Below are 20,990 nucleotides of genomic sequence, written 5' to 3'. Positions count from 1 at the left end.
TTATATTGGCATTTTATTGACAATTTAACTCTACTCATTTATGAAAAATCAAATTTTACTACTCGCTACTTCAATCATTTTACTGTCATCATGCATGTCTGCAAAAGTTGTTAACATGGAAGATAGACCATATGTACAGGTCTACGAATCATTGGATACCTCCCAGGATGATCTTTTCTTAATGGCAAATGAATGGATGATTAAAACTTTTAATGATGCTGAAAGTGTTATCCAGCATAGTGATAAAGAGGATGGAGTTTTAATGGGGAAATACTTAATGTCCGGAGGTGTTTCCACTGGTCTATATGGAACTACATCTGACAGCAGGGTTTATTCTATTATTGATATCCGCGTAAAGGATGATAAAGTTAGAATATCTATAACACCCCAAGAGTGGGCCTATTATGAAATGAGTACAGCTCCAAAGTATACTGAAGAAGAAGCAATGAAAGACATGGAAAACTTAGCTTCAAGCCTATACCAGCATATTAGTACTTCTAACGTAGACTTTTAAAATCATGAGCGAAAAGAAAAAAACTATAAAAGAACTCTCTGACCGTGAACTACAAGAGAAAATTCTAATCAGTACCGTAGAGTGCAGGGACCGGTTAACGGTAATTACTAATTTCTTGTGGGCATACCTAATTGTAGTGGTATTGGCGGGGATTATTATTGCTATTGGATTAGATTCAGGATTATAATTACCAACCTATGAGCGATAAAAAAGACTACAAAAGGAGCTGTATAGGATGTTTGGGGATTATAATAATTTTCAGTGTCCTGGTTGTTCTGTGTACAGGCAACGAAGAGCCACTAACCCCGGAAGAACAATCCAAAAAGAATATCGATGATCAATTCTCCCCATCGGATGGAATGCATTTCATGTTATCATATTACATTGAAGACCGATTGAATGATCCTGAAAGCTTTGAACATGTAAAAACCACATACAAGGAAGAGGATGACCATTTATTGGTTTACATGGAATACCGAGCAACGAACGCTTTTAATGCGAAAATTTTGAAAGCTGTTATTGCTAGAGTATCTAAGGAGGATGGGCGTGTTTTGGAAATAGTAAAGAGCGAATAAACAAATGATATCAAAAAAGCCTCGGTGTTATCCGAGGCTTTTTACTTTAACCAAAATAACCATTCATCTAGCCGCACACCCTGAAGGATTCGAACCCTCGCACATGGATTTGGAGTCCACTGCTCTGCCAACTGAGCTAAAGGTGTGTTTCCGGTAAGGGACTTGGATTTCTCCTTACGCCAGTTACCGGGATTTAGGTTGTTCTACCGTAAACCATTTTTGTCTGATCAATAGTGGCAACCATGTCTGTACCCCGTTGGATAAATTCACCTACTATCCTGATCAACAAAGGACCGTTTAAACCTCCCAGTTTATTGTTAGGTATTATCTTACCATGACCACTAGCTTTCCAAATTTCAGGGCCACGCTCGCCAACAATATAAGAATTTCCAGCTGACACAGTTCCTCCCATTGCTCTCATACCTGAGACGTTAGTGGCTTCGCCTAATGCACCTCCACCACTAGAACCCGATGATTTACCGGAGGCCACTGCCCCAACGGCCGCAGAGGCAGATATTAGGGCGATACCTGCAGCAATTGCCAAGGGGCCAGTGATAAATCCTGCTCCTGGAATAGCCATTGATGCATCGAGTTTGGCTTTCACGATAGCTAAAGCGCCATACTCTATCATCAATTCACCAATCTGGCTCATAATTCCAGCTAGGGATCCTAATAGTGATTTACCAGCAGCTTTGAAGGCATTCTCACCTGACACGAAACCTTCTCCAATAGCTGTCCCTATTTGGCTAAAGGTTGATCCGATGGACCCCGTAATTATGCTGCTAGCCTGCTGGTTAAAAGAAACTATTGCGTCATTGATTTGGTGACCTTTATTGACTACAGCTAGTTTAATGCTGTCTAGTTTTTCATTAAAGGCATCCACATCGATTTCTGGAAGCATAGACTTTCTATTACTGCTTGTTGATATATCACCTAATCCGGAAGATGTCAAGGACTGTACAGCTCCTCCTAAACCTTTCACAGCTTCCGTGGTTTTAGTAACCTCCTCTCTGGTAGTGCTCATAGAGCTGGTTACACTATCTTTAAGAGAGGTGAATGTATTCATAATACTACTTCCCACCTCTGAAAACACATCGCCTAGGGTGACCACTGGCTGAGCGTCCAGGGCTTCCTGCATTCCTTTTGACTTTTCTCTAAGACCGTCTATAGTGTCCGAGAAATCCAGCCCAATTGCAGAGGTGAATTTATTGAACACCTCCAATGTTCCTGCCACTCCCTTTATGAAAAATAGCTTTATCCTGTCCCACAACTGACTAAAATAAGTCTTAACTGTTTCCCAACTGTCAATAACTCCCTTTACTACTAAGGCAAGACCACCAACTATGGCTACTACTGCAGCTATTTTTAGTACCAACGGTGAAAACACTGTGGTCAGCACCATTATACCAGTTTTAAGGGCTGGAATTACTGTCATAGTAAGTACTCCCAACCCTGTCAGCAACGGCCCTACGGCGGCAACCAACCCGGTGACTACTAAAGCAATGTTCTTGACTACCGGGGAAAGGGAATTAAACCCGTCCGTGATCCTCTTTATAAATCCAGCAAAAGCCCTGAAAGCGGGGACAACAAAGTCATCGATCAAAGGTATGATGGTGTCATTGAGCATAGGGGCGAATGAAGCTCCCATTTGATTTAACAAACCATCAAAAGTAGCTTTCAGTCTATCAACGGACATTCTAAATGCATTTGATCCATTCAAACTATCCTTGGACATGACAATACCTAGTTGATGAGCCTCTTCCCGTGCCGCCTTGATACCTTTGGTACCCATACTCAGGATAGGAGCCATATCTTTCCATGCTCCTCCAAATATCTTGGCGCCATAAGCATTGCGTTCTACGGGGTTCTGCATGTCAGCTAATGAATTGATCACATCGTCCATTATCTGGTCGCCCGTCCTCAGTTCACCGTTGGCATTTCTCACGTACACTCCCAGTTCTTTAAGGGCTATCCCCGCTTTATTGGAAGGTTCTTCAAGGTCCATGATCCTCCTGGTCAACCCTTCCATTGCCGCACTTACGGATTCGGTGCTTACACCTGCTTGATTGGCCACATACTGATATTCCTGAAGCGAGTCCGTACTAATGCCGGTGATCTGTTCAAGGTCCAAAAGCCTGTCCGCTACTCCACCGACCTTTATGGCTAATGCTGTAGCTGCTGCTGTAGCTCCAATAATCGGGGCAGTAAGTCCCTTTGTAAGACCTCCACCGACCTTCTTTAGGTTATTTCCAAACTTCTCCACATTCTTCTCCATATTTTGGAGCTTGCTGGAAAAGTCTTTAAGGTTTACACCAAATTTTAGGTTTACATTAGCTAACGCCATTTGCTCTCATTTTTTCGAGCTTATTAAGCTCCTGTTGTAAATATCTGGCCATGTCCTTTTCGAACTGGGCACGGGATTGGTTAAACGTCTTGTCAAATGCCCTTTTCATGTATGGATTTGGCTTTACGGCCCCACGGTAATACCTTCCGCTCAACCCTCTTCGTGCGCTTCCATATCGCTTCTTGGTTCCGAAATGAACCAAATGACCATGCCCTCCTTGAAACTTTCCCTTCGCCCTTGGTGCTACTTGGATGTTGGGAAACTCCTTGGATTTACCTCTGATCCTTCCGATTGAAGCCTCTAGGTTTCCGGTAGTCGCCCTCCCTTCTTCTGTCCATGCCCGTCTTTCTATCATCTGGACTTCAAGCTTAGCGGCCTTCTCTACGGGGCCAGTGACTTTACGGATCAGCTGTAGCAGCTTTTTACGCTTCAGCTTTTCCGGCAATCCCTTCATTTCCTTGGTCCATTGTTCCAGACCCTGCACTTCCAAGCTCATTCCACCAGTGTTTAGGTATCCAATCTTCTCTACCTCTTTCTTTGAAAATCCTTATCCGTTCCTCTATGGTGTAAAAAGGCGTTTCGCTCTTTTTCTGTTTGTCCCAGGGTAACGGGTGCCAATTCTGCGGGGTAGGAGTGGGTTTCTTAGGGTCAAAGAAGTGGGCCGCCTGGTAATAGGTCTGTAACCTCCATAGTTCCATTTGTTCCCTGTACTTCCTTTCCCAAATTTTCTCGATAGCCTTGAATTCTTCCGGGCACATCTGCCAGAATTCGGAATATGATACACCCATCTGGACGGCAGCACCTAGACAATCGTCCAGGTACTGGTCCAGTGTTATCCTTTCTCCTCCTTCGCCTTCGCCCGGTTGGAAAAATTTTCGCTAAATTCCTCAAGGGCTTTTTGTATTTCCCAAAAGAAATCATCATCCTCTTCAAGCCAGTCCAACAACTCTTCATGAGTGGTAAGGTCACGGCCTTCTGACCTATCTGCAGACTGAAACCCAGCTAAAGCAGCTGTCTCCATTACCTCCATTTCAGACATCCCTTTTTTCTGGGCGTCCGACATTGCCTTGATAGCTTTATATCCAAGCTTCAAGGTTTTCTTTTCCCCATTGAATTTGACTTCCTTTATCATACTGCTTCAATTGTTCTGGTTACCGGCCCTGTTCCCTGAAGGGTGTAGGACACTGTGATTACATCATTTTGGGGTTCTGAAATACTGATTCCAGAAATCAGCACCTGTCCCGTGGTGGTCATGCTGTCCACTACTCCCGAACCGGATTCAAAGTCGTGGGCGGTTCCTAAGTCGGCAGCGTCCATTAATTCTTTCAGCGCCGTCCCTTCAGTGATGTTTAGTTTGGTTTCACAAGATGACGTCCACCCGTTTTCCCCCGTCTCGTAGGTCTTAGCCCGAGCCGTAGACTGTTTCGTGGTGGTCTCGATCATGTCCCAGGTATGGTCCAGGTTGGAGCTGGTCTGTCCGAGGATGGCTTCCGTGGCGAGCTTGATCAGTATTTGTGTTCCGTTGTAGCTCATGATTTTTTGTCTTTAGTAGGTTGAACTTCCGTTGCATAGCCTTTTTTGATCCAGACCTTTGCCACTAGATCCTCGGCCGTGACCTCTTCACCCTTCAGGATTACCCGTTTGAGTGATTTGGATTTGATGTCTGTTAAGAGTTTTACTTTCATGGTTTCGATATGACTGTGAACTGCAATAATCCTTCATAACATTCCCGGTCTGTCTGCCAGGAATCACTGTAATCCTCAAATACGATATTGGATATTTCATTACCGGCAATGGTTCCGTTCTGATAGTCCAGAGCTTCACGCACGGCCTTTGCAATGGTGTGCATCTCGTCATAGTCCTTTGAATAGACCACTATGTCCACCATTACCCAGTCTTCCTTGCTGGGACCCTGCTTGGTCTCCTCTGGTTTGGTTCCGGCAATCCCATAAATGATCAGGTTGCCCATGTCCCTCTGCGGTGCCTGTACCGGATATATCCTGTCAGATACGTAAGTGTCTACTACAGGATTGGCCATTAACAGTGCGTATATGGAGTTACCTATCATTGTCCTTCCTTGTAGCGGTGATCTGGATATATGCCCGTCTGTTTTCAGGCTCAATCCAATAGATATCGTATTTTGTTCCCAGGACTTCCATAATGAATGTTTCATTTATGTCAGCTCTGTACCTGATCCTAAAGGTATCCTGCCTACTGGCTACCAGTTGCTTTCCCTCGTTTTTCTCTCCGCCCGGCTTGGTGACCAGTTCCCCGTAACTGGGGATATCAAGCTTCTGGAAAGTGGTCGTTTCCATTCCTGAAGCTGACTTTACCGTTACCGGTTGGGAGAATTCTATGAACTTGTCAAACGCCATATCAGAACCTGTAAAAACGTTCGAGTTCAAACACACGCTTGGCAGCCATGGGGACCTGATTGGCCGTCCTGCCCACTTCTACTTCGCTTCTGTTGTCATACCAGTGGTAGATGATCATCTTTATGGCTTGAAGCACATTCAGCGGCAAAGGATCCATTTGGAAACTTACTGTGATCACCAGGTAATCCGAGTCCTCCGGGTAATCCAATATGGTCAACTGTGCCAACTCCCTGAAGTCGTCCACTTCCATGAAATCGGAAAGGTCACCAGGCTGGCCTTCTTCGAAAAGAGTGGTAGAAGTACCACCCGAAACCGATACCATCTTACTGATAGACTTAAAATCCGGATAGGGCAGGGCAAAGGATATCCTTTCGGGCTTTATCTTGAATTCGTAGGTGGTCAAACTGAGCTTCCTTTCCATTTCACTTTCAGCATGGGCGATGGCCGCGGACATGTAAAGGTCTACTTGGTCATCCTGCGAAGTGTCAGGGGCAGGAATACGAAGGTGCTCCTTCGCTTCATCACGGGTTAAAATTCCCGTGAAGTCCTTCGATTTCAGTTTGAATCCTACTATTTCCATTACTTTTTGCCTTTAGCGGCCTCTTTTTTGACCGTTACAGTGGTTTTAGCGCCTTCCATAACCGCTTTTACCATTCCCTTTTTGAGGTATTTATCGGCTTCTTTCTGCTCGATCTCTGCGGTATCTCCCTTGAAATACCCCAATCCTCCAATTGGTTTTACTATCTCTACTTTGATTTTTGGCATGATTTAAGGGTTTAATGGGCCCGAAGGCCCGTTAACTATGCAGGATCAATGTCCTTGATTACCTTGAAAAGGTTCGGATTGATCACATGGGAATCCACATACTGGCAAGGAACAAACCTAACCAGGCCGTTCACCGCTTGGGTGTAAGGATCTACCGTGATTTCTGTACCGCCCCACTGTCCGGCAAGTCCACCCCTGAAATCACCACCGATCAAAGCGGTAAGATCTGTACCGGTTCCTTTGGCAAGGTCTTTTGGTACATGGGTAGTTGCAAACGCCTCCACACCGTCCAAGGTGTTACCTCGTTCCCAAAGGAACTTTCCGGAACCTGAATCGATGTTCACATTCTTCATGTGACGCTTACCGATAGGAGAGGTGACAAAACGGGTGTTGTCGTTCCAGGCTTTTGCTTCCTCGATCACTTGGATAAGTTCATCCAAGGTGGCTTTGGTCATGGCACCACCATTCGTACCGATGGCCACACCGGTAACATCAGGATCATTCAATATACCTACTGGCTCATCTTCGCCTGAATCTCCATTGAAGATCACCCTGTCAAGAAGCTCAGCATGTCCTCTAAGGATTTGCGTACGAATTCGCATTTCGATACCCACAGCACTTTGGATAAGAAGCTGTTTGGAAATGTCCACAAAACCAGTTGCCCTTTTTGGCGCAAAAGAAACCTTTGTCAGGGTAGGATTGCTTTCATCCGCTGCTGCATTCTCCGTCTTGAATCCGGGAGTATACAAGGCATTTTCCCTTGGCATATCAAAGTTGCCTACAAGACCAGGGATAAAGTCCCAGCCCAACTGAAGGGCCAACGACCTTTCACGAAGAGCCTCGATATATCCCCTTACCTCGTTCTCGATGGTAAGGCCTCCCTGGTTACCGTCAGTACCACCGGTAGCGGTCATGTCACGCTTTGCGAACAATCTGCCCATCATATGGGAAGGAATGGCGATAGAGTCACCGCTAAGAGACTTACTGAATTGCCTCATTTCCTTCTCTGCCTCCTGTTGCATTTCCAGCTCGATACCTTCTAGCTTTTCATGTCGAGAAGTAAGTGACAACAGGGCTTTACGCAAAGAATATTGGGACATATCCTTTTCTTCCTTCTCCGAAAAACTTTTGTTTACCGGATTTCCTGCCTGACGGGCTGCTGCAATGGCGTCCGCTTTTTCCTGAGCCTGAACCGTCCGTAGCTCTTCATTTAGGCTGCTGATATCCTTCTCCAAGTCTTCAAACTCGGTGACTTCCTCTTCCGTGAAGTTCCTTTTTTCGTCCTTTCGCTTTTGGTTCAAGGCTTCCAGAGCATCATATTTATCTGCTCTCTCTTCGATGATTACTTTTGATGTTCGTTTCATCCTGTTATTGATTTGTTTATGTTGAAGATTCGAGCGTCAAAGTCGTCATATGACACTCTTTGATTTTTATCTTGATCGGGAGTATGTTCCTCGATAAACTTTATTTCCTCTGCACTTCTGGCCAGCGCTCCCGGATTGGAACCATGGACCACCACGGACCACCCAAAAAATTCCCATTTCCTGAAGTAGAATAGGTCAGGGTCTTCACCTCTGTCACTTGCCCCGAACGATCCCTCTGTAGGCACTGCAAGAATGGAAGCCATTCTAAGGGTCTGTGCCTTTATCTTTCTGAAAACCTTATCCGCCAGTTCGTTCTTTGTCTCCTCTGGGTTTTCAAAAAATGCCTTGGCAACCCATGATTTACCTTCCTGCCTGATTTCGGATGTACCCAAAACAATGTCCGGGTCGCTGCTCCAATCATCATGTTGGTAGGTAAAGACGGGGTTTTTCGAATACCGCTCCGTTTCTGCACCATCCGCCAGGAACACCGTACCATAGGTGTCGGGCTGCTCAGTGGAAATCACAAATTCCACAGATCTTTCTTCTTCATTGACAGCCCTTATCTCAGGCTCGAAATATCTAATTATTGGCTTCTTCATTTTCCTGTGCTTTTTTGAGTAGTTCTTCGATTGTAGACCTGTTTAGAATCTGGTCGGCCTTGTCAAGGGGCATCATGTTCATTTGTATCCATCGCCTGTCACCTCCTTCGAAAGGATCCATATCCTCTAGGGCCCGGCATTCATTTTGAGATTTAAGCCCCGCATTTATCGCCACCCGGTAACCCTCCATTCGTGTTTTGAAATCACCTCTTAGGAGCCCTTCTACATTGAACTTCCATTTTAGTTCATCCGAACGCTTTTCTTTTTCCGTGTAAAGCTTGTCCCACATCTCACGCTCAAATCTGGATAACCAGGTAGTAAGAGTGTATTTGACAAACTCAAGACCTTGGTGCTCGATGTTGGAATAGGTCGCTCCGTCCATTTCCATGAGCATATATGGCGGAAGTCTAAGAATTCGAGACACGTCAATATTTCCTTTCTTCAATGTATCGAGCAACTTAGCGGCTGCAGGATCAATGGAGATTGTTTTATAGGTCATACCTTCTTCCAGAATGGCTACCCTGTTGTCACTTCCCTCTGGATTATGGTAGATCTGGTGCCAGTCTTTTCGCAACCTGTTCGCTGATTCTTTCTTTAATTGCTTAGGGTGTTCCAATACCCCTTGAAGCTGGGAGCCGTTTTTGAAGAAAGTTGCTTCGTTCTTCTGCGAAGCAAGGGTAATCCCCGCGCTCGTGGCGATGTATTCAATCAGTGAAATCCCTTTGATTCCATCCCCAAGGGCCATAAAGTGAAGTACCTGATCTTGGTCAAGAATCTCAGAAATGCCGGATATACGGTAGTATTTCCTGTTGTTGGAGAATATCACATCTACAGACCTGTCCTCATGTATTGGAATTACCTCCTGAACCTTATAGTCATTGTTCCTGATGATTACCGAAAAGTGATTTCCACGATGGATACAGTACTTTGCAACCAGTTCCCAGAATATATTAGAGGTCATGAAGCTGTTAGGCTTTCTGGCCATCAAAAACCATATGTCGGACTTCTCTTTTATATGCCTATCGCCACTTGTTCTTATATTTTGTAAGGGCAAAGAGCCTATGGTCTCTGCAATCAACCTAACACCTGAAGTCCAAGCGGTTATTTGGTTGATACTTTTTTCATTGACAGGCACTCCACTGGAAGCAATGCCCATCATGAAATAATCCTTTAACCATCCTTCGGGAGTGATCAATCCAGAAATACTGGAAACAGTGTCTCCAACACTTCTAAGTATTGTCCTTCCGGCACTGATTATGGTCTTTTGAATTTTCATTACCCAATTTTAGGGTAATGATTTTCCAATTAGGGGGGACATTGTTCCCTTTGTTGAAAAAAAGTTTAAAAAATCCACCTTCTTATGCGATTAGCATCCCTCCGGTGGGAAAATCATAGTAAAAAGTTTATCCCCCGTATCGGATCTATGAATGTCAATTAGCCATCCATGCCATTGACTGGTAACAGCGTAAAGGGCTACCATGGCCACAATGAATTAAAGAAACCTCCCCATATCAGTAAGATTATGAGTATGATTTCTCCCAAAATGATATTAAAAAGCTCCTGTTGGTGCTTTTTTGACTGGTTGGAACGCTTGATCTTGCTGTAGATCAACATTCCAAGTATGACTATTAGAATGATTTGAGGTGTCATTTTCTGTTTATTTTACGATATAAAATCTTTTTAAAAGAATCAAATCCGCTGTATTTCCGCCTTCCAAAGTACTTTTCGTGCAGATCTTCACAGGATTCATACGCCTCTTCCCTTGTGTTTCTGTTTTTCATCATCGAATAGTAGCAGCTGATAAACCCATCCACAGACACCATCTTTAAAACCCTCTTGGGGACCAACATCATTTCCTCTGTCATATGGAAATGAGGCCCCCTTCCTCTTTGTCGTATTTGGATGGACCGGTATTGGCCATGTCCGCACCATCGGCCAGCATTACACCAATGGCCATGATGATGGATACTATTCCGTCAATCTTCTCCTGGGATTTCGCCTTATCTGGTTTAATATTCCCCGCTGCATCCCTCATTAATTCCACATTGCCCAGCATCCACCTGGTCACTGGATTACTGTCATGCACAATATCCTGGGACATGATCCAAGTTTCCAAGGTCTTGGTAGGTTGTGACATACTGGCAAACCCCTGTCCGTATGGATACATCTCGAGCCCTTCTTCTGTTAACTCAATAATCAGCTGGCTTGAGTTCCAGCGATCAAAGGCTATTTTTTCTACATTGAATCGTTCACATAAATCCATGATGTCCTGTTTGATCTTCCTGTAGTCGGTTACATTCCCCTCTGTCTCGATAATCCACCCTTCTTCTACCCATAGATCATATCGCACACCGTCTCGGTTAATTCGTTCCATCATGGTTTCCTTAGGTATCCAGTACCAGGTAAGTGTCATGTACTTTCCTACGGTTTCCACTGGGAATACCAGGGAAAAGGCATTGATATCCCTGACAGCTGCAAGATCAAGACCTCCGTAGGCCGGATCATATTCCAAATCGTTTTGGTCAATTTCCCCAGCACACTCTAACCATCTCTTATCCTCTATCCATACCTCTGATGCATCCGTCCAAACGTTAAAATTCTTGGTGAGCAGATTGACCAGCTGTGTAGGGTTGTTTTTTGCCTGAATCACTTCCTGTCTAAGCCATTGGATGGAAATAGAATGGTTCAGTGAAGGGTTTGCCTTGATCCATACCTTTTCGTCCGTGTAATCATCGTCTTTATCAAGCGTGAATATGATGGCAAATTGGCTATCATCCTGCTTTACACCTTCCAGTATTTCCGTACAGGTCTTACGAAGAGCGTAACATGGTCCCATCTTATTGAATCCTGCTGTGGTGATTGTGAACAACATGGGTTGTGTCCGGGACCCCATGCCGGATTTCAGTACGTTGTATAGGCCATCATCTTTGTGGGCATGGTATTCATCGACCAGGGCGAAGTGGGGGTTAAGTCCATCAAGGGTATTTTGGTCTGAGCTAAGCGGCTCAAGCTTGGAGTGGGTGGCGAGCACATGCAGGTTATGTTGGTAAACATCAATGTACTTGGCAAGATGGGGGGACTTCTCGGTCATGGCCTTGGCATCATTGAAAGCAATCTTCGCCTGGTCCCTCTTGGTAGCCGATGTATACACCTCTGCTCCATCCTCCCTGTCCATTATCAGCGAATAAAGGGAAAGACCGGAAGCGAATGTGGTCTTTCCGTTTTTTCTTGACACTTCCACGTAAGCATACCTAAACCTACGTTCTCCTGATGTGAGTTTCCAGCCATAAAGAACGAAGATTATAAACTGCTGCCATGGTAACAGCTCAAAGGGCTTACCTGCGTATGACCCTTTGTAGTGCTTCAGGAAAGAAAAGAACTTGATGGCCCTTTCACCTGCTGACGGATCGAAAACCAAACCACGCTCTCCACCATTCTCCAAATCATCCAAGTGTCTCTCTACTGCAAGCTTCACCCATTTGCAGGTAACTATCTCACCGCTCTGTACTTCCGATATGTACTGGTCAACTGCTTGCATCAACTGTTCATCATTGCTTCAAAAGGGTTCTCTTCTTCCTTCTTCACTACCTTAACCTTAGCCCTCATACTTGGGGTAAGCCCACATTGGGTAAGACATTTGTGAAATTGTTCCCATGCATCCTTCTTCATCTTCACTTCTGGACGGGCATGGTAATGGGTGATGCCGGTCTTACGGTTGGTGTTCTCGTAAACCTCACCTACTTTTTTCAAGGTTTTCTTGTACCTCCTGTAATCACTTAGCGCCTCAGCAGCTTGGTAAAGAATATGCCTGTCATGGGTGGTTATGACCTTCATTTGGTAAAGGTCTTCACAGATTTCCTTAAATGCCTTTTTTCCCATGTGGTCAAGGCCAGAGGGCACTTCCGGTATTCCCGGTAATGTCTTAGGGGCTTCCTGATTGACCCTGCATGGTTGCAAAGTTCCTTTCAGTTTTTTCAGCTCGTCCGGTTGTCTTGGTCTTCCTCCTGCCATGGTATTTCAATTTGTCAGATTTGCATGTGTGTGAAAAAAAGGAAGCTCATCGGTTCAGGGAAGGGCCATTTTTAGAATTTTGACCGCCCCTCCCTTCTCTTGAACTCTTTGAATTATGGCATGATTCGCACAATCCTTGTAGATTATCAAGCTCATATTCCAGATCTTTTCGCTCCTTTCTTGGTATTTTATGATCAACAACAGTAGCACTTATTAACTCCCCATTCTTCTCACATTCAGCACAGAAAGGGTTTCTTGATAGGAAGAATCTACGCAGATTAATCCATTTCTTTCTTCTGTAGAATTGTGTATCAAAACCCCAGCTCTTCTTACTCTTTCTAGCGGGTGTCACCCATGGGACTTTGACTTGCTTTGTGTTTATGGTAGGCATATCTACTACGATTGTTGTGTTAAATATCAACTTTATTTAAACTAATATCAACTTTTAGTTGATAAATCAGAGAAAAAATTTCTTTTCCTAATTGATTCGACTTTAAACTCTCTGAACAAATCATCAATATCAACATCCTGCATAATCCACTTGGCTACCTCCATACGCACGAGAATATTATTCACTCGCTTGGTAACGCTCATAGGATGTACTGTGGTGTGGAATTCTTTATTGTTGTTTACCTCTGCATCCATTTGCCTTTGTTGAGCTTTCAACATACCGTCCATTATCTCAGGGGTACAGCCAATCAAACCAGCCTCTTCAAACACCTTCCACCACACATCAGCGTACTCTATGTCTTGAGGTATGGAGTGATAGGATATATCCTCCTTTCCTTTCAGTTCTCCCTTAAGTCTAGTATAAGTTTCCTTGAATTTCCTAAGTCCTAGTTCGTACCAGTATTCCACCTCTTTTTCCCTTTCTGACCTAGTTTTAGCTATTTCTTTTCTCATTTCCTTGTCCAGGTCATTCTGGTTGTCCCTGTAGAATTGATTGACCCATGACCGAAGAGTGTTCCTATTTAGGCTTGTAAAATCACCGTAATCTCCACTACACCCTCGGGAAAGGATTAGATCAAGCCTCCCAATAGTCATCCACGCCTTGTCTTTGTACGCACCCTCTGTTATGATGGGCCATTCCATTTTCTCTTGCTTGGACATCTTCTCTTTTTGCCTAAGACCGGAATAGGCGTGTAGTTTGTTCTCCAACCAGTTCAATAGAAGCTTTCTAGCCTCTGTCAATTCTTGATTGTTCATAACCTCCTCCCTTCTGTCTTAGCCGCATGGCGTTCCATTTCAGCCACTAAGTCCTCAAAACTTTCACTAGAGGCCCCTCCACTTGATTTAAATTCTTTAGCATTGTAATCAAGGAATTTATTGAAAGAATTTTTCAAATGCTTTTTCGTTTTAAACTCTTCTCCAACAGCTTCTTTTTTAGCTTTCCATTTAACAAAAGCTTCAGAAACCTGTTCATCATTCAGTTCATGTAGCTGTTTCATTTTTTCAAAGAAAACACCCTCTATTGAACTTTCAGAAAATAACTTAAAACTATAACTTAATAAGGATTCATAGATAGGCGGTTTATCCGCCTCCCTTTTTTCTTTTTGGTTTTCCTTTTCAGTTTCAGTTTTGTTTTCCTTTTCAGTTTCAGTTTCAGTTTCAGTTTCAGTTTTGTCCACGTATCGTGGACGTATCGTGGACGTATCGTGATGACCAAGTTCACTAATCACCTTTTGAACAAGTTTTTTATTATCAATACTATCAAGTAAAATTGATATAAACGACTTATTTTTAACCGTTTGAAGATCGACTTTGATTGCATCCTCCACCGGTTTTCCTCCCTTTTTCAGGTTCCATTTTCCCCAATTTAGAATGCAAATTTCTTTGTGGTCATGGTCATACTTTATTAAGTTCAATCTCTCAAGTCTTTCCACAATGTTATTAACACTCTCCATACTATATCCTGTTTGGTAAGCCATTCTCTTGAATGTAATAGGGTATATCCCTATGCTATTCGTCCTGTCATTGGTGAGTAAATACAACATGAGGTACTTATCCTCTGGTGTCATCTCTAGCTCTACTTTTTCATCATTCCAGAACTCGCAATGTACGTGTCTGTACTTAGCCATTTTTAACCTCCTTTACATATAGCTCTAATTCTGTAATGTCATAAAATAGGTTTTGCAACTGATGAACATACTTACAATTCAATGTCATCCAGTGAGTATTAAACTCTCTATCTTTTGATTCCAAGTCTTTTCGTCCAATTCCGAATGAACCTTCAGAATGTCTCCAAACCCTAAACAACTCCTGTTGTTCATGCATGTAATATTCGCCATGCCTACCAGTACACCATATAAACCCTAGTTTCGGTAACAACTTTTCTGTTAATGCTATTGGCTCCGCTTGCCACCCGGATTCAAGGCACTTACCTGCATCAAAGGTTATAGTGTTTTCATTCAATTCAACTACCTCAATGATATCACCACTTTGGCGGTCACGAAATAGATTTCCTATTCTTAATTCTCTTGGATTCATCTGTTTGTACATTTTGAGTTAAAATTTCTCCCATAAAATAGGATGCCCTTTTTCATAAACCTTTTTCATGTCGCTTAACCCATTTGGATACTCCGGCTCACCTTTTACGATTTCCCTTGCTTCTGATTCAGGCATACAATAGATGGAGTCATGTTCTCTGTAATGATCTTCTTCTAGTTGCATTGGGTGAATATCAGTGATTGCTTCATCCTCCCTCCATAATACTACATTCTTACTTAACTGATTTTCATTAAGTTTTTCGCAAAATTCTTTCATTTCTTTCCAGTTCATTTTACTTGATTTTTAACGTTAAACATTTTTTTAATTCTCATAGAAAAACTGGGTGCACCTTCTTTTTTCCTCATTTCCCGGATTGATCTTCTACCTAATGACTGAGCTTCTTTTGAGTTCTCGTTGTACAGGCGTTCCGCTTCTTCTCGGGACATGTCATTCCCGTGAAATTGTTCTTTTGTTACTTGCATACTACATCATGGTTACCCGTGCATTCTTCACGGAATGGTAAATTTCAGTTACATTGTACTTGTTCTGTTTTGCCTCCACATGGGGAGTACCTTCTACTACTACCTTTTTACCCTTTTTTAGCCACTCTGCAAGCTTATCTCCATTGATGGCTATGGAGTAGTACACCGTTTCTTCTTTCGTTGGATTACAGGCTATTTTAAAAGCCGTCCAATTTCCTTTTTCACTCTGCTTTACCTCGGCATCTGATACTAGATTGCCGGATAGGATTAATTTTCTATAGTCCATGTTTTTGATTTTGATTTATTTTCTTTTATGCTACATGCTGGTTTTGGTATTGCCTATACATTTCTTGAAACACCCTAATCCTTTCAGCAACTTTAGATTTCGCCAAGTTTACTTCCACGGAATTACCAATGAACCGTTTTTGGTCAGTTTGGGTACCTTTCAGAATATATTTATCTCCAAATCCTTGAATCCTCAAAAGCTCTGGCACTTTAAGCATCCTCATTTTAATATCACATATTCCGTGAATGGCCATGAAAAGCTTAATTTTCTTCATTGTTTCACAGTCATCTTCGTATATGATTATGGCCGCATCACCTTCACCTTTGTCAGCTTCCATTAAATATGGAGGCATTTTGTCCATACGGGCAATAAGAGTGAAACATGGACGGTCAATGTCACCTCCTTTGGACTGGTATTGTGGATTGAGCAAATAGTAATGCTTTCTGCTAGCCAATAAGGTTGGTGCCGGGCTATCGATATCTGTTGCACCGTTACTGTAATTGTGGTTGAAAAGGAACCTTTCAGCTTGGATTACATTAGATTTCGGTACTGTTGTGATTGCTCCTAAAGGTTTATCTACTGAACTATGTTGACCACCACCAGAAAACTGATTCATGACAAAGCATTGAATGTTTGCGTATTTGTCTTTTGTTAAAATAGATCCTAAAGGCATATCAGCTGATTGGTGATTGTGTTTACCGCTGTAATGCTTATCAACCCAAACGGCAGTCATTTTACAATGCTTGTCATTTGTCATAATTGCACCTGCAGGTCGATCTATGTCTTGGTGATTTAGTTCGCTACGGAATTGCTTATCAAGCCAAATAACTGCCATCCTATCTTTAGTCGTAATTGTACTTGAAGGCCCTGACATAGGGAGAACATTATCACCTGTCCCATGGTACTTCAATAGAAATTCGGTAGAAACTAGACTTTGATTTGCTGACGTTGTAATTGTTCTGGCCGGCTCACTTAATGGATGTACTTTTTGATGCGGCTTTCCAGAGAAGTGTTTTGCTATAAATTGAGCATTAACAAAAGCTAATCGGTTCTGAGTGGTAACGGTCGGAGCCACATTATCCAAATCTACAGGGTTTGAAATACCGGTCTTAAGAGCGTTGGAAAGGTATTTCATAATGAATTCCGGCTCTTTTCCTTCAGCTACATACTTCACCAAACCGGCATATATCCTTTTCAGCGTGTTTTCAGATAGTTCTTTTTTCCGGCCAAAAATACTCCTCCCCACATCTTCTAGATCTAGCATTGGCCGAACAGCTTTCCAGGGCTTTAAACTACCAAAAAGACCTTCATTTTTTGGGTTCTTTGCGTGAGTCGCCTTTGGCCAAGTGAATGGAAGAAAAGGTTTTTTGAATTGTCCGAAATACCGTGTACGTGCTGTCACTGCACCATAATCAGCACTATTCAGGATCCTATAATCATAGTCATAACCAAACCGTTCGCAAATATCCTGGAACCATCTAACGTAATCCCTACCCTTATCCCGTGATTTAGGTACCATTTTGTAATGAGGGATATGCTTCATTTTCAACTCGCATCTATCCGGATGATATTCCTCGCAAGCTATTCTTTTCTTTTTACCCCTTTTTTTCTTTTCATACTGGTAAGCAAATCGGCTGTCAAAGCTGAGATCACACTTATGTTTATGCATTTTGGCACACTTCATTCTAAGTGGTCCCCAGCTCATGAACTCCACAACATTTTCGATATCAATGTAATCAGGGTCGAGTGCATCAATGTACCGATAAAGGTGTTCAGCCAAAGTCCGGGAATCAGCCTCCCTATGTTCACCACCTTTTGCTTTGCTAAAATGGGTACATTCCAGAGAAGCCCACAGGCAGATAAAGGCGCCTGGATTCTTCTTCCGGATAAATTCAACTACCCTAATTAATGGGGTCAAATTAAATGTTCTTATATCCTCAGTAGCATGGAATACACCAGGCAAGTTAGCTCTGTGGCTTGCGATGGCCAGGGGGTCATGATTAATGCAATATATTACCTTACCACCGCCTCTAACTATACCTGAACTCACTCCACCCGCACCACAAAAAAGATCGATGTAGAAAAATTTTGGTTCCTCATCAAAGCAAAGTTTTCCTCTAGAATCAACGTATAGTCTTGAAAGTGACTTGCTGGATGAAAAATTTATCAATGCTTCTCTAGTCATGATGCGGCCTCCACTTGTTCAAATAACCTCGTTTGTGATGGACTGACCACATACGTATCCTTTTTACCACTAACCTTTGTGGCCAGCTTATACACACCCCTACGAACACGGCAAAGGACACCCCTACGAACCATCCTGCTTAGGGTTTCGCCCACATACTTTGATTGGTTGTGGTATTGGTCACCTATTAAGGTTACCGCCTCTGATATCGTAATTTCTCCACGTCCATCTACTATGAACTGGATTACCTTTTCTTGTTTTTGTGTTAGTCTCATATCAAGTAAATTCAAAGCGCTGATCTTCTTGTATAATGGTTGTGTTGAATGGGAAGCCTGTTTTGGGTACCATTTCAATCTGTTGTATCAAGTGATTGGACCCGGTAAATACCACTGACTTAACACCCTCCACGTCTATCTGAAGGTAGAGACATTTACCACCCTCGGAATACTTGGAAGGCTCAATACGATAGTCACATACTTGTATCTCCCTGTTTAGGATCCTGAATATTTTAACCTTATCCCCAGTGAAAACCTGTGATGGGGACTTTATCCCAAAATCACTGAATCTTTGCGCGGTCATTTGTTAATTTTTTAATTAAGTGATTACTGTTACAATGAATGGCCCAACCCATATAGGAAGCTAAAACCTGTTTGGAGGCACCTTTGGCAATTTTCCTGGCAAAGCTTTTCTTGATTGATTTCCTGAGTAGGGTATGGGAGTGGTAAAACCTGTATCCTAAAAAGTCAATGCTCCTGGACTCCACTGGAAATACCTGGTAATTGGATTTAACCTGTAGCTTTAACCGGTCATTCATATAGGTGCTTATTTCCGATAGGAGCCGATGTAGATAAGGCTTATTGTCAGCAAGGATTACCATATCATCAGCATACCTGAAATAGTGTTTTACTCTCAGCACTTCCTTTACCCAGTGATCAAAATAGGTGAGGTAGAAGTTTGCAAAATACTGGCTCAGATAATTCCCTATTGGAATGCCAGGGGTGCTGTCTATGATCTCATCCAGTAAGGATAGTAACCGAGTGTCCTTAATCTTTTTCCGGAGCAGGGTTTTTAGGATCTCATGGTCAATGGACGGGTAGAATTTCTTTACGTCCATCTTTAGGCAATACTTTGTACCTGGTACATCTTTGAGGGCTTTCATCACGGCCCTTTGAGCTGCATGTATTCCCTTCCCTTTGATGCAGCTGTAACTATCAGCCGCAAAGGTGGATACAAATACCGGTTCTAAGATGTTCATAATGGCGTGGTGGACAATCCTATCAGGGAAGTAGGGAAGACGGAATACTTCACGTTCCTTTGGCTCGTAAACCTTAAAGGTGTCGTATTCTGAGGTCCTAAATGATCCGTCCAGTAACATCCGATGAAGAAGTATAAGGTTTGATTCTTGGTTCTCCCTATGAACCTTCACCCCGTATTGCTTTGACTTCCCTTACTGGCCAATTGATCTGCTAGCTGAAGGTTTTCCATGCTTACCACTTTATCAAATAGATTATTCAGTCTCTTCATTGCCTTTGCTGTTTTAGGGTCTTGTTCTCTGTTGATACCAAAGCCCCTTCTGTACTCGTGATTTTTTGCACTGTTGGCAAGGTCTATACTGTCATGGAATTGCTTAGGTGGGCACTGACGTTCGTGTTCGTGTTCGTGTAATCGTAGTCGTTGTACGAGAAGCTGGAACCTGCACTCGGAACGGACAGCACAGACAGTATACAACCTGGTTTGTTATTGCTTTATCCAGTTGCGGTAGTCTTCAAAAAACACCTTCGCTATGTGGCCACAGTGTTCCCGTGTTCTCGTGCAAAGGCGGGCACCGACGTTCGCGCACGTGCCCGCGGAAGCGCAGTCGCCGTACGAGAAGCCGGAACCCGCAGGATCATCATTATAGGTTTCCAGGTCCCACCATGGGTAATACTTACTTTCATCCCAGTTATTCCAATCAAACACATGTCCTTCATTGATAGCCTCAATACCAGTTCGGATCCTGTGAAGGGAATAAAAAGATTGTCTTTCCGATTCTGGAAGGAATGAGAATTCTTCCAAGGTAAGAGGCTTTCGATCGAGGATTTTGCAAGCATCCTCATAGCTGTTGATTTGGTCTTTGATATCCATGATATGGGTTATTTGATGGTTAGAAAATCGTTGTAAATGTCAGCGAAGGTTTTACCTATGTACTCCGCCTTTTCGGCCGTGTCCGTGCAAAGGCGGGCACCGACGTCCGTGTCCGAGTACGTGAAATCGTAGTCGTAGTACGAGAAGCCGGAACCCGCATTATACTTGAACCAAGGGTAGTATTTCCATTCTGACAAGTTTGAAAAGTCGGGTTCCCATCCTTGGTTGAATACACGGTAAATTAGCTGCAGTTTATTACAGGCAGTTAGAAATGGGTCACCACATTCATAGTCTTTAGGATCTACACCGGCTATCCTGCATAGATCCTCAAAAGTCTTGATCGCTTCCATGGAGAAGAATTGTCCAGGGAAAAGGGATTCCAAAAGCTTTTTGCCCTCCTGATCAGCGGACTGGTAAGCATTTACCACATTGTCTTGCTTAATTTTTAGCGTTTTCATTTATCTGTATTTTGGTTTCAAAAACTAACTCTAGGTGTGAAATGGAGAAAAACAGGTTCTGTATTTGGTGTGCGTATTTGATCCTGTTGATTGATACATGTTGCTCGCTCTCTGATGATACTTCAGGGCATTGGACCAGAACAGGGTACCAATATCCATCTTGACTAGGGATCAGTGATAAGTACCTTCTATCAAATTCTATCCACCAGTACCCATGTTCGTCTTTCTTGAACTTGAATTTTTCCAGTATACTTTCTGACAATTCAATAGGAGAGATTTGTTCAAACAGGTAGTGCTTGGAATATTTATTATTTATTCCAGAAAGGCAACATAGGTTTTCAAAGATTCCGGTGACATGGGATAGGGTGGATGATCCTTTCGGGTAAACCAGGTTTCCTATTCTAATTTCGTTGCTATTCAT

General features: G+C 43.0%; 31 protein-coding genes and 1 tRNA gene. 2 read left to right on the top strand and 30 right to left on the bottom strand.

Going from position 1 to position 20,990, the window contains the following annotated elements; all coding sequences use genetic code 11:
- The first annotated feature begins 40 nt into the window (after window positions 1-40).
- Both DN752_RS19670 and DN752_RS19660 read left to right on the top strand, forming a co-directional pair.
- Window positions 41-514 (top strand): DUF4468 domain-containing protein, encoded by a 474-nt coding sequence (locus tag DN752_RS19670; protein ID WP_112785553.1) that lies wholly within the window; start codon window positions 41-43, stop codon window positions 512-514.
- 197 nt (window positions 515-711) lie between these two features.
- On the top strand, window positions 712-1,089 hold the full coding sequence (locus DN752_RS19660) for a hypothetical protein (protein ID WP_112785551.1): 378 nt from the start codon (window positions 712-714) through the stop codon (window positions 1,087-1,089).
- A gap of 74 nt (window positions 1,090-1,163) precedes the next feature.
- On the opposite strand, the gene DN752_RS19655 is transcribed toward DN752_RS19660, so the two are convergent.
- The 30 genes from DN752_RS19655 to DN752_RS19510 all read right to left on the bottom strand — a co-directional run bounded on the left by DN752_RS19655 (window position 1,164) and on the right by DN752_RS19510 (window position 20,990).
- Window positions 1,164-1,235, bottom strand: a tRNA-Trp gene (locus tag DN752_RS19655).
- Window positions 1,236-1,282: 47 nt separating this feature from the next.
- Window positions 1,283-3,433, bottom strand: coding sequence for a phage tail tape measure protein (locus DN752_RS19650; RefSeq protein ID WP_112785550.1), 2,151 nt, complete (start codon window positions 3,431-3,433; stop codon window positions 1,283-1,285).
- The gene (locus tag DN752_RS19645; RefSeq protein ID WP_162633284.1) at window positions 3,420-3,929 is read right to left on the bottom strand and encodes a hypothetical protein; all 510 of its coding nucleotides are present in this window, start codon (window positions 3,927-3,929) and stop codon (window positions 3,420-3,422) included. Before DN752_RS19645 ends, DN752_RS19650 begins: the two co-directional genes overlap by 14 nt.
- Window positions 3,856-4,221 (bottom strand): hypothetical protein, encoded by a 366-nt coding sequence (locus DN752_RS19640; protein WP_112785548.1) that lies wholly within the window; start codon window positions 4,219-4,221, stop codon window positions 3,856-3,858. The genes DN752_RS19645 and DN752_RS19640 overlap by 74 nt, the downstream gene beginning before the upstream one ends.
- Before the next feature lie 44 nt (window positions 4,222-4,265).
- Entirely contained in the window at window positions 4,266-4,565 is a 300-nt protein-coding gene (locus DN752_RS19635) for a hypothetical protein (RefSeq protein WP_112785547.1), read from the bottom strand.
- Complete coding sequence (locus DN752_RS19630; RefSeq protein ID WP_112785546.1) at window positions 4,562-4,966, bottom strand: phage tail tube protein; 405 nt, start codon at window positions 4,964-4,966, stop codon at window positions 4,562-4,564. Before DN752_RS19630 ends, DN752_RS19635 begins: the two co-directional genes overlap by 4 nt.
- Window positions 4,963-5,118 carry a hypothetical protein gene (locus DN752_RS24585; RefSeq protein WP_162633283.1) on the bottom strand — a complete coding sequence of 52 codons (156 nt, stop codon included), beginning with the start codon at window positions 5,116-5,118 and terminating at the stop codon, window positions 4,963-4,965. Before DN752_RS24585 ends, DN752_RS19630 begins: the two co-directional genes overlap by 4 nt.
- A complete protein-coding gene (locus DN752_RS19625) occupies window positions 5,115-5,501 on the bottom strand; it encodes a DUF3168 domain-containing protein (RefSeq protein WP_262511682.1) in 387 nt (128 codons plus the stop codon). The genes DN752_RS24585 and DN752_RS19625 overlap by 4 nt, the downstream gene beginning before the upstream one ends.
- The gene (locus tag DN752_RS19620; protein ID WP_112785544.1) at window positions 5,491-5,808 is read right to left on the bottom strand and encodes a phage head completion protein; all 318 of its coding nucleotides are present in this window, start codon (window positions 5,806-5,808) and stop codon (window positions 5,491-5,493) included. The genes DN752_RS19625 and DN752_RS19620 overlap by 11 nt, the downstream gene beginning before the upstream one ends.
- Before the next feature lies 1 nt (window position 5,809).
- On the bottom strand, window positions 5,810-6,388 hold the full coding sequence (locus DN752_RS19615; protein WP_112785543.1) for a head-tail connector protein: 579 nt from the start codon (window positions 6,386-6,388) through the stop codon (window positions 5,810-5,812).
- Complete coding sequence (locus DN752_RS19610; RefSeq protein ID WP_112785542.1) at window positions 6,388-6,573, bottom strand: hypothetical protein; 186 nt, start codon at window positions 6,571-6,573, stop codon at window positions 6,388-6,390. Before DN752_RS19610 ends, DN752_RS19615 begins: the two co-directional genes overlap by 1 nt.
- 35 nt (window positions 6,574-6,608) lie before the next feature.
- Entirely contained in the window at window positions 6,609-7,937 is a 1,329-nt protein-coding gene (locus tag DN752_RS19605; RefSeq protein WP_112785541.1) for a phage major capsid protein, read from the bottom strand.
- Window positions 7,934-8,536 carry a hypothetical protein gene (locus DN752_RS19600; protein ID WP_112785540.1) on the bottom strand — a complete coding sequence of 201 codons (603 nt, stop codon included), beginning with the start codon at window positions 8,534-8,536 and terminating at the stop codon, window positions 7,934-7,936. Before DN752_RS19600 ends, DN752_RS19605 begins: the two co-directional genes overlap by 4 nt.
- Window positions 8,517-9,812, bottom strand: a complete 1,296-nt coding sequence (locus DN752_RS19595) for a phage portal protein (RefSeq protein ID WP_112785539.1) — start codon at window positions 9,810-9,812, stop codon at window positions 8,517-8,519. Before DN752_RS19595 ends, DN752_RS19600 begins: the two co-directional genes overlap by 20 nt.
- A gap of 585 nt (window positions 9,813-10,397) precedes the next feature.
- Complete coding sequence (locus DN752_RS19585; protein ID WP_112785537.1) at window positions 10,398-12,074, bottom strand: terminase large subunit; 1,677 nt, start codon at window positions 12,072-12,074, stop codon at window positions 10,398-10,400.
- Window positions 12,074-12,547 (bottom strand): phage terminase small subunit P27 family, encoded by a 474-nt coding sequence (locus tag DN752_RS19580; protein WP_112785536.1) that lies wholly within the window; start codon window positions 12,545-12,547, stop codon window positions 12,074-12,076. The genes DN752_RS19585 and DN752_RS19580 overlap by 1 nt, the downstream gene beginning before the upstream one ends.
- 46 nt (window positions 12,548-12,593) lie before the next feature.
- Window positions 12,594-12,938, bottom strand: coding sequence for an HNH endonuclease (locus DN752_RS25380; protein WP_112785535.1), 345 nt, complete (start codon window positions 12,936-12,938; stop codon window positions 12,594-12,596).
- A 47-nt stretch (window positions 12,939-12,985) separates the two neighbouring features.
- Window positions 12,986-13,753: a hypothetical protein gene (locus tag DN752_RS19570; RefSeq protein ID WP_112785534.1), complete on the bottom strand. Its 768-nt coding sequence runs from the start codon at window positions 13,751-13,753 to the stop codon at window positions 12,986-12,988.
- Window positions 13,750-14,625, bottom strand: coding sequence for a cyclic nucleotide-binding domain-containing protein (locus DN752_RS19565; protein ID WP_112785533.1), 876 nt, complete (start codon window positions 14,623-14,625; stop codon window positions 13,750-13,752). The genes DN752_RS19570 and DN752_RS19565 overlap by 4 nt, the downstream gene beginning before the upstream one ends.
- Window positions 14,618-15,034 carry a hypothetical protein gene (locus DN752_RS19560; RefSeq protein WP_162633281.1) on the bottom strand — a complete coding sequence of 139 codons (417 nt, stop codon included), beginning with the start codon at window positions 15,032-15,034 and terminating at the stop codon, window positions 14,618-14,620. Before DN752_RS19560 ends, DN752_RS19565 begins: the two co-directional genes overlap by 8 nt.
- 18 nt (window positions 15,035-15,052) lie before the next feature.
- Window positions 15,053-15,325, bottom strand: coding sequence for a hypothetical protein (locus DN752_RS19555; protein WP_112785531.1), 273 nt, complete (start codon window positions 15,323-15,325; stop codon window positions 15,053-15,055).
- The gene (locus tag DN752_RS19550; protein WP_112785530.1) at window positions 15,322-15,516 is read right to left on the bottom strand and encodes a hypothetical protein; all 195 of its coding nucleotides are present in this window, start codon (window positions 15,514-15,516) and stop codon (window positions 15,322-15,324) included. The genes DN752_RS19555 and DN752_RS19550 overlap by 4 nt, the downstream gene beginning before the upstream one ends.
- Before the next feature lies 1 nt (window position 15,517).
- A complete protein-coding gene (locus tag DN752_RS19545; RefSeq protein WP_112785529.1) occupies window positions 15,518-15,802 on the bottom strand; it encodes a single-stranded DNA-binding protein in 285 nt (94 codons plus the stop codon).
- A 25-nt stretch (window positions 15,803-15,827) separates the two neighbouring features.
- Window positions 15,828-17,987 (bottom strand): DNA cytosine methyltransferase, encoded by a 2,160-nt coding sequence (locus tag DN752_RS24580; protein ID WP_162633280.1) that lies wholly within the window; start codon window positions 17,985-17,987, stop codon window positions 15,828-15,830.
- Window positions 17,984-18,262: a type IV toxin-antitoxin system AbiEi family antitoxin domain-containing protein gene (locus DN752_RS19535; RefSeq protein ID WP_112785528.1), complete on the bottom strand. Its 279-nt coding sequence runs from the start codon at window positions 18,260-18,262 to the stop codon at window positions 17,984-17,986. The genes DN752_RS24580 and DN752_RS19535 overlap by 4 nt, the downstream gene beginning before the upstream one ends.
- A 1-nt stretch (window position 18,263) precedes the next feature.
- On the bottom strand, window positions 18,264-18,566 hold the full coding sequence (locus DN752_RS19530) for a hypothetical protein (RefSeq protein WP_112785527.1): 303 nt from the start codon (window positions 18,564-18,566) through the stop codon (window positions 18,264-18,266).
- Window positions 18,544-19,413, bottom strand: a complete 870-nt coding sequence (locus tag DN752_RS19525) for a reverse transcriptase/maturase family protein (protein ID WP_211324070.1) — start codon at window positions 19,411-19,413, stop codon at window positions 18,544-18,546. The genes DN752_RS19530 and DN752_RS19525 overlap by 23 nt, the downstream gene beginning before the upstream one ends.
- A gap of 311 nt (window positions 19,414-19,724) precedes the next feature.
- On the bottom strand, window positions 19,725-20,111 hold the full coding sequence (locus DN752_RS19520; RefSeq protein WP_112785526.1) for a hypothetical protein: 387 nt from the start codon (window positions 20,109-20,111) through the stop codon (window positions 19,725-19,727).
- 8 nt (window positions 20,112-20,119) lie between these two features.
- Window positions 20,120-20,569 carry a hypothetical protein gene (locus tag DN752_RS19515; RefSeq protein ID WP_112785525.1) on the bottom strand — a complete coding sequence of 150 codons (450 nt, stop codon included), beginning with the start codon at window positions 20,567-20,569 and terminating at the stop codon, window positions 20,120-20,122.
- Window positions 20,550-20,990 carry a hypothetical protein gene (locus DN752_RS19510; protein ID WP_162633279.1) on the bottom strand — a complete coding sequence of 147 codons (441 nt, stop codon included), beginning with the start codon at window positions 20,988-20,990 and terminating at the stop codon, window positions 20,550-20,552. The genes DN752_RS19515 and DN752_RS19510 overlap by 20 nt, the downstream gene beginning before the upstream one ends.

This window comes from Echinicola strongylocentroti (genome assembly GCF_003260975.1).
GTDB classification, from domain to species: domain Bacteria; phylum Bacteroidota; class Bacteroidia; order Cytophagales; family Cyclobacteriaceae; genus Echinicola; species Echinicola strongylocentroti.
The sequence above is the reverse complement of the archived record's forward strand: the minus strand, read 5'-3'. Positions and strand labels throughout refer to the sequence as shown.